Origin of the sequence: Microbacterium sp. CPCC 204701 (genome assembly GCF_004010105.1) — a bacterium.
In the GTDB taxonomy this organism is placed as follows: domain Bacteria; phylum Actinomycetota; class Actinomycetes; order Actinomycetales; family Microbacteriaceae; genus Microbacterium.
In genome coordinates this window covers 1-7,230 of the sequence record NZ_RRYE01000140.1, presented here as the reverse complement: position 1 = coordinate 7,230, position 7,230 = coordinate 1, and the positions used below count along the sequence as shown (strand labels likewise).

The window sequence follows — 7,230 nt, the reverse complement described above, 5'->3', positions numbered from 1 at the left end:
CGCGGCACACCGCGCAGGACCTCGCGAAGCTGCGCGCCGACACGGATCGCGACCGCGTCTTCACCGCCGCCGATGCGGTGGCCTACGGCCTGGCCGACCGCGTGCTCGACCGCCCCCGCTGAGCCAACCCCCGCTGAGCCGGCTCGCGCCGCCGCGTCGTATGCGTGCGGGCATGGGTTCGGGTGGCGCAACACGCGGCATCGCGGTGCCATCGCCGCGTGTCGTGACACGTGAGCCCGGGTCGGCGGCGCGGCGACGCGTCGGGTGGGGGACGGGCGCGTGTTCGGGTGGCGCGACACGCGGGGTCGCGGTGACGTCGCCGCGTGTTGCGACCCCCGAACAGGCACGCATCCGGGAGAGTGCCGGGCTCAGCCGGCGGGGCGCCCGGGCCAGGTCTTCCCCGCCCAGGGGTCGTAGTCGGCGATCAGGTCTTCCTGAGGCGGGCGCTCGGGCTCGGGCACGTGCTGCAGGTTGACGCGCACGCGGTACCAGAGCGAGCTCGAGCCGCGCATGCCGTCGACGAGCACGTCGGCAGGGTGCAGCGCGGCGGCGGCCGACGGATGCCGCGACCCCCACTCGTCGAGAGCCTCGAGGGCTTCGGGCTTGGTCTTCGTGCGGGCCACCTCGATCAGGGGCATCGTCGACTGCCGACGTCCGTCGGCGCCGCCGCCGCGCGGCGGCTTCTCGGCAGGGCCGAGCTCCTCGGCGAGGCGAAGGAGGCCGTCGAGGGTTCCGACGGCGTCGTCGATGCCGGCGTGCGGGTCGCCGATCTCGGCGTACCGCTGCGGCACGGTGAGCACCGTGAACTCCTCGGGCCTCCGATCGCGCACCTCGTCCCAGTCCAGCGGCGTCGAGACCCGCGCATCGGGGAGCGGGCGGATCGAGTACGCGGATGCCACCGTGCGGTCCTTCGCGTTCTGGTTGAAGTCGACGAACACGCTCTCGCCGCGCTCCTCCTTCCACCACCGCGCGGTCGCGAGGCCGGGAGCGCGGTTCTCGACCTCACGCGCGAGGGTCTCGGCCGCGAGCCGCACCTGCTTGTAGTCCCACAGCGGCGCGATGCGAACGAGGATGTGCATTCCGCGCGACCCGCTGGTCTTCGGCCAGCCCACGAGTCCCACGTCATCGAGCACCTCGCGCGCGACGAAGGCCGCGTCGACGATCTGCGTCCAGTCCACTCCGGGCATCGGGTCGAGGTCGATGCGCAGCTCGTCGGGGTGATCGAGGTCTTCGGCGCGCACGGGGTGCGGGTTGAGGTCGAGGCAGCCGAGGTTGATCGCCCACGCCAGACCTGCGGCATCCCGGATGACCGCCTCTTCGGCCGACGTGCCCCGCGCATACTGCAGCGTCGCGGTGTCGACGAAGTCGGGGTGGTTCTCGGGCACGCGCTTCTGGAAGAACGGCTCGGCGTCGATGCCCTTCGGGAAGCGCTTGAGCACCATGGGCCGCCCGCCTGCGCCGCGCAGAGCACCGTCGGCGACCGACAGGTAGTACCGCACGACGTCGAGCTTGGTGAGCCCCTGCTGCGGGAACACGATCTTGCCGGGGCTCGAGATGCGCACCTCGTGCCCCTGGATGTCGAGGATCTCTGCTTCGGACTTCGACGGGCTCATGTCGCCGAGGCTATCTGGCTGACGGATGCCGCGGCCAGGCCTAGCCGGATCAGGAGGCGAGGGCGTACACCCCGGTCTCGACGTGCGGCGCGGCGGCGGGCATCGGCAGGGCGGGCGACGAGACCGAGGTCAGCTCCGCGACCCCGCGCAGGTCTTCGGCGACGGCGATGGTGAGGTCGATGAGCGTGACGCCGAGTGCGCCGGCGATCGCGGCGATCATTTCGCTCGACGGCTCCTTGAGACCCCGCTCGACCTCCGACAGGTACTGCGGTGACACGCCGGCGCGGCGTGCGGTGTCGGCCAGTCGCTCGCCGCGCTCGTGGCGCAGGCGGCGCAGCACATCGCCGAGCGCATCGCGCCACAGCGGTTCGGGCTCCCGGGCGGGGCGCGACGGCAGCGGGATCAGCTCGGCCATGGCATCAGGGTAGGACGCGACGGATGCCTCGGCCCAGGCGTTCCGCTGAGAGCAGAACGGTGTCGAACCGCAGCGAAAAGGCCGCCCGGCGAACCGGGCGGCCTTCTCGTGCAGCGGTGCGATTACTCGCTGCCGCGCAGGATCGCGAGGATGCGGAGGATCTCGACGTACAGCCACACGACGGTGACCATGATGCCGAAGGCGCCGACCCAGCCGAACTGGCGCGGTGCGCCGTTGCGCACACCCTGCTGGATCTGGTCGAAGTCGAGTACCAGCGAGTACGCCGCCATGATCACGACGAGGACGCCGATGATGAGGCCCAGCGGAATGCCCATGAACTCCTGGCTCAGAAGGCCGAAGGCACCGCCCGCTATGGGCGCGTTGAACATCATCAGGCCGACGTTGATCAGCGAGAACACGAGGTACCCGACCATCGCGATGAGGAAGATCTTCGTGGCCTTCGCCGAGGCGCGGATCTTGCCACTGGCGAAGAGGGCCAGGGTGACGCCGACGACCGAGAAGGTCGCGAGGGTCGCCTGGAAGACGATGCCCGACCAGATGACCTCGAAGAACGCCGAGATCCCGCCCACGAAGAGGCCTTCGAACGCGGCGTACGCGAAGATCAGCGCGGGGCGCACCTTCTTGCGCGAGGTGAAGATCACGACCATCGAGAGGACGAACCCGCCCAGTGCGCCGATGATCCACGGGAGGATCGACGGCTCTGCCGCCCTGGACGCGTCGAGGCCGCCGAGTGTCCACACCCAGCCGACGGCCGCGGTGACGAGGAGGATCGCGAAGAGTCCGACGGTCTTCCACACCGTGTCTTCGACGGTCATGCGATCGGTCTCGATGGCGCCGGCCGCGGGGGCCGCATACATTCCCTCGAGCCGGGCCTGGGCTGCGGCGTCCGTCGCGGCGGCCTGCGTCGCAGACAGCTGCGTCGGCGCGGGCGGCGGCGTCAGACCGGCTGCCTGACGACCACCGGGATAGGTCTGAACGGCCTTCGGATCCTGGAAGGCCGGGTTGCTGAACGCGGGGTTGTTGAGGGCCACTGCTCTCACACTCCAAAGTCAAGGAAATCCCAGCACTGTGCTGTGGATCCACACTAACGGAATGCCCGCCAGGTAGGGCAGACGGGCGCTGTGAGGAGGCTATGAACGGATGCCGCAGGGCAGTGCTCCGGGCTGCCCGGGCTACGCTGAGACGGTGCCGCGCCGGACTCCGCTCGTCATCGGGCATCGCGGTGCGCCGGGCTATCGCCCCGAGCATTCCGCGTCGTCGTACGACCTCGCTTTCGAGATGGGCGTGGACGCCGTCGAGCCCGACATCGTCGTGTCGAGGGACGGCGTGCTGGTCGTGCGCCACGAGAATGAGATCTCGGGAACGACGGATGTCGCGGACCGGCCCGTATTCGCTGACCGCCGTACGACGAAGACGATCGACGGCGCCGAGCTGACCGGCTGGTTCACCGAGGACTTCACGTGGGACGAGCTGTCGACGCTGCGCTGCCGCGAGCGGCTGCCGAAGATCCGCCCGGCGAGTGCGAGCTTCGATGACGAGCAGCCCGTGCTGCGACTGCGCGAGGTGCTCGACGCGGTGCGCGCGGCGTCGCTCGAGCAGGGCCGCGAGATCGGCGTCGTCCTCGAGGTGAAGCACGCCACCTACTTCGCCACGTGCTTCGGCGATCGAGGCGGCTGGGACATCGCCGCGCTGATCGAGGCGGAGTTGCGCGACGCGGGCTGGGCCGACGGCGCGCTGCCGCTCACGATCGAGTCGTTCGAGTCGAGCGTGCTGTACGCGCTGCAGGAACGCGGCATCCGTGCGGCGTACATCTATCTGCTCGAGGCCGCCGGCCGTCCGTTCGACCAGCTCACGGCGTTCGGCAAGGCCGCGTTGACATACCGGCAGACCGCCAAGCCCGCGGGGCTCGACGCCCTCGTAGGCCGGGTCGACGGCATCAGCGTCGACAAGCGCATGATCCTCGCGCCAGACAAGCTCGGGCGCCTCACCGGCCCGTCGCCGGTCATCGCCGACGCCCACGACCGCGGCCTGCGCGTCTACACCTGGACGTGCCGGCCCGAGAACGCATTCCTCATCGGCCAGTTCCGCGGACGCGGGGGAGCGGGCGCATTCGGCGACTGGGAGGCGGAATGGGCGGTGATCCGGGACGCCGGAGTCGACGGCGTCTTCGTCGACCACCCCGACCTCGGTGCGGAGTTCTTCCGCGCCTGACGGTGATCGGCGGTCCTGGCTTCGCGGCTCTTGAGCACGGGAGCCCCAGCGACCGCGCAGAACGGCGCTCGATGGCCGGGGCGTCGCTCGCTCGACGATCGGGGGCGAGCACGCGCCGCCATACCTCGGTCGCCGCGGCGCGACAACCCCCCTTCGGGCGCCCACGCCGCCCCCGTAGCGTCGAATGCGTCGAAAGGAGTGCCCGTGTCTTCGACCAGCTTCGACACGATCGGCGACGCGTCGGCTCCGCTGGAGGCGACCGAGATCTCCGGCGATCAATCGCATCGGTTCCTGATGGAGGGGTACGAGTTCGGCCGGCACCGGTTCGAGAAGCACCGGACGGATGCCTTCCGCACGCGTCTGCTCGGACGCCCCGTGACCTTCCTGCGCGGGGCCGGCGCGGCCGAGTTCTTCTACGGCGCCGACCGCTTCACGCGGGTGGGCGCGATGCCCCGGTCGGTGCTGCACTCGCTGCAGGACGAGGGCAGTGTGCAGACCCTCGACTTCGACCCGCACCGTCGGCGCCGTGCGATCTTCCTCGATGTGCTCGGCGAGACGCGGCGTGAAGCGCTCACGAGCCTGGTGAGCGAGGAGTGGGAGCTGCGGTGGCGATCGCTGCGGGAGTCCGCCGAGCCGCTGTCACTCATCCAGACGTCGGGCCAGGTGCTCACTGACACCGCACTTCGGTGGCTGGGGATCGAGTGCACGCCCGAGGAGCGTCGCCGGCTCGCCGCCGAGTTCCTCGCGATGATCGACGGGGCGGGCTCGTTCGGGCCTCGCAACTGGCACGGCCGTCTCCTTCGCCTGCGCACCGAGCGCTGGGCGCGCGAGCTGGTGCGATTCCGGCGCACGAACGGGTCGGAGACGACCGACTCCCCGTTCGACCGGATCCTGCAGCATCGCGAAGAGGGCACGCCGCTCGATGAGCGGACTGCCGCGATCGAGCTGCTCAATCTGCTGCGGCCGACCGTCGCCGTGTCGCGGTTCGTCGGGTTCGCGGGACTTGCGCTGCACCTGCATCCGTCGTGGCGCGAGCGCGTGGCGAGCGACGACCGCTGGCTGCTGCCCTTCACCGAGGAGGTGCGGCGCACCGCCCCGTTCTTCCCCGCCATCGGCGGACGCGCCATCGGCACGCAGTACTGGCGCGGGCTGACTTTCGCTCCGGGGGACTGGGTCATGGTCGACCTCTTCGCCACGCACCGCGACGCACGGCGGTGGAACGACCCTGATCGGTTCGATCCCGGCCGGTTCGTGCCGCATCCCGTGGAGGGCCTCGTGCCCCAGGGTGCCGGATCGATGACAGACGGGCACCGCTGTCCGGGCGAGCCGGCCACGATCGACCTGCTCGCTGTGCTCGTCCGTGCGCTCGCGCGCGCCGAGTGGACCGCGCCGAGCCAGGACCTGCGCGTCGATCTCCGGCGCCTTCCGGCGCTGCCAGGACGGCACGGGATGCTGATCCAGCCGTCGGCGTGACACCGCGCCGCGAGCCCGGCACGCCCTGCAGCGGCGAACGCGGTGGGCTGCGGCATCCGTCGCCCGTCGAGCACCGCGAATGCACGGATCGGGGCGGGTGTCAATCGCGTACGTCCGGTGCATCCGACCCCTCACAGTGTCGGCATGAAGCACGTGACCTACGGAGACAAGTCCCTCCTCATGGACGACGACGCCGCCGACTGGCTGATGGAGTACGCGCGCGCGCTCGGCTCGGCGCACCTGACCGATACGGTGACGTTGCGGGCGATCGGCGTCGACGGCAACGAGGTGAGCGCGACGTTCCTGCTCAACTCCGGCATCGAGCTGATGACCGAGACAGCCAACACCAGGGCTGAGGCGCCGCGCAACGATGAGGTCTTCGGCTACATGCAGGAGCGCGCGCGTGTGATCCTCACGCCGCCGCAAGGCCAGCCGGTGCTCGATCCGACCGAGATTCAGTGACCGGAGCGATCGCATCCACACTCCTGCCCTCGGTGTCAAGCCCTTTCTCGATGACCGGACCGCTTCTTACCGTCGACCATCGGCCGGCGAGCGACCGGCGCCGTGAGGGGCAGCCATGTCGATGAGCACACCGCCCGCGCAGACGCGGGGTCGCCCGACGACGCTGCCTCCGAGGCAGGCTGCGCTCCTCAGCGCTTCGCGCGTCGAACGCAAGGGCAACCTCGTCGTCCGCTGGATCACGTCGACAGATCACAAGACGATCGGCTACCTGTACCTCATCGCCTCCGTCCTCTTCTTCCTTCTCGGGGGAGTGATGGCGCTGATCATCCGTGCGGAGCTGTTCGAGCCGGGCATGCAGATCGTGTCCACGAGGGAGCAGTACAACCAGCTGTTCACGATGCACGGCACGATCATGCTGCTGATGTTCGCGACGCCGCTGTTCGCCGGGTTCGCCAACGCGATCATGCCGCTGCAGATCGGCGCTCCCGATGTCGCCTTCCCGCGCTTGAACGCGCTGTCGTTCTGGCTCTTCCTCTTCGGCTCGATCATCGCCGTGTCGGGCTTTCTGAGCCCCCAGGGCGCGGCGAGCTTCGGCTGGACGGCGTATCAGCCGTTGGCGAGCGCGACGTTCTCGCCGGGCGTGGGCGGCAATCTGTGGATGCTGGGTCTGGGGATGAGCGGGTTCGGCACGATCCTCGGCGCGGTGAACTTCATCACGACGATCATCACGATGCGTGCGCCCGGGATGACGATGTGGCGGATGCCGATCTTCTCGTGGAACACGCTGATCACCAGCATCCTGGTGCTGCTGGCGTTCCCGGTGCTGGCGGCGGCGATCCTCGCAGCCGCCGCGGACCGTGTGCTGGGCGCCCACATCTACGACCCGCACAACGGCGGGGTGCTGCTGTGGCAGCACCTGTTCTGGTTCTTCGGCCACCCGGAGGTGTACATCATCGCGCTGCCGTTCTTCGGCATCGTGTCGGAGATCTTCCCGGTGTTCAGCCGCAAGCCGATCTTCGGCTACAAGACGCTGAT

The 7,230-nt window shown here is 69.8% G+C and carries 8 protein-coding genes; 5 read left to right on the top strand and 3 right to left on the bottom strand.

What is annotated here, in order from left to right; genetic code table 11:
• Positions 1-122: ATP-dependent Clp protease proteolytic subunit (locus EIO58_RS19530; protein ID WP_164861616.1), on the top strand; the 122-nt coding region annotated here is incomplete at its 5' end.
• Positions 123-368: 246 nt separating this feature from the next.
• Here the strand turns inward: EIO58_RS19530 and ligD are convergent.
• The 3 genes from ligD to EIO58_RS09840 all read right to left on the bottom strand — a co-directional run bounded on the left by ligD (position 369) and on the right by EIO58_RS09840 (position 3,080).
• Complete coding sequence (gene ligD, locus EIO58_RS09850) at positions 369-1,613, bottom strand: non-homologous end-joining DNA ligase (protein WP_127819389.1); 1,245 nt, start codon at positions 1,611-1,613, stop codon at positions 369-371.
• A 49-nt stretch (positions 1,614-1,662) separates the two neighbouring features.
• The gene (locus EIO58_RS09845; RefSeq protein ID WP_127819388.1) at positions 1,663-2,028 is read right to left on the bottom strand and encodes a helix-turn-helix domain-containing protein; all 366 of its coding nucleotides are present in this window, start codon (positions 2,026-2,028) and stop codon (positions 1,663-1,665) included.
• A gap of 122 nt (positions 2,029-2,150) precedes the next feature.
• Positions 2,151-3,080, bottom strand: coding sequence for a Bax inhibitor-1/YccA family protein (locus EIO58_RS09840; protein WP_127819390.1), 930 nt, complete (start codon positions 3,078-3,080; stop codon positions 2,151-2,153).
• A 154-nt stretch (positions 3,081-3,234) separates the two neighbouring features.
• On the opposite strand from EIO58_RS09840, the gene EIO58_RS09835 reads away from it, so the two are divergent.
• The 4 genes from EIO58_RS09835 to EIO58_RS09820 all read left to right on the top strand — a co-directional run.
• On the top strand, positions 3,235-4,260 hold the full coding sequence (locus tag EIO58_RS09835; RefSeq protein ID WP_127819387.1) for a glycerophosphodiester phosphodiesterase family protein: 1,026 nt from the start codon (positions 3,235-3,237) through the stop codon (positions 4,258-4,260).
• Positions 4,261-4,464: 204 nt separating this feature from the next.
• Positions 4,465-5,733, top strand: a complete 1,269-nt coding sequence (locus EIO58_RS09830) for a cytochrome P450 (protein ID WP_127819386.1) — start codon at positions 4,465-4,467, stop codon at positions 5,731-5,733.
• A gap of 180 nt (positions 5,734-5,913) precedes the next feature.
• Positions 5,914-6,195 (top strand): hypothetical protein, encoded by a 282-nt coding sequence (locus tag EIO58_RS09825; protein WP_127819385.1) that lies wholly within the window; start codon positions 5,914-5,916, stop codon positions 6,193-6,195.
• Between the two features lie 115 nt (positions 6,196-6,310).
• The coding region (locus tag EIO58_RS09820; protein WP_205789208.1) for a cytochrome c oxidase subunit I at positions 6,311-7,230 on the top strand (920 nt) is incomplete at its 3' end.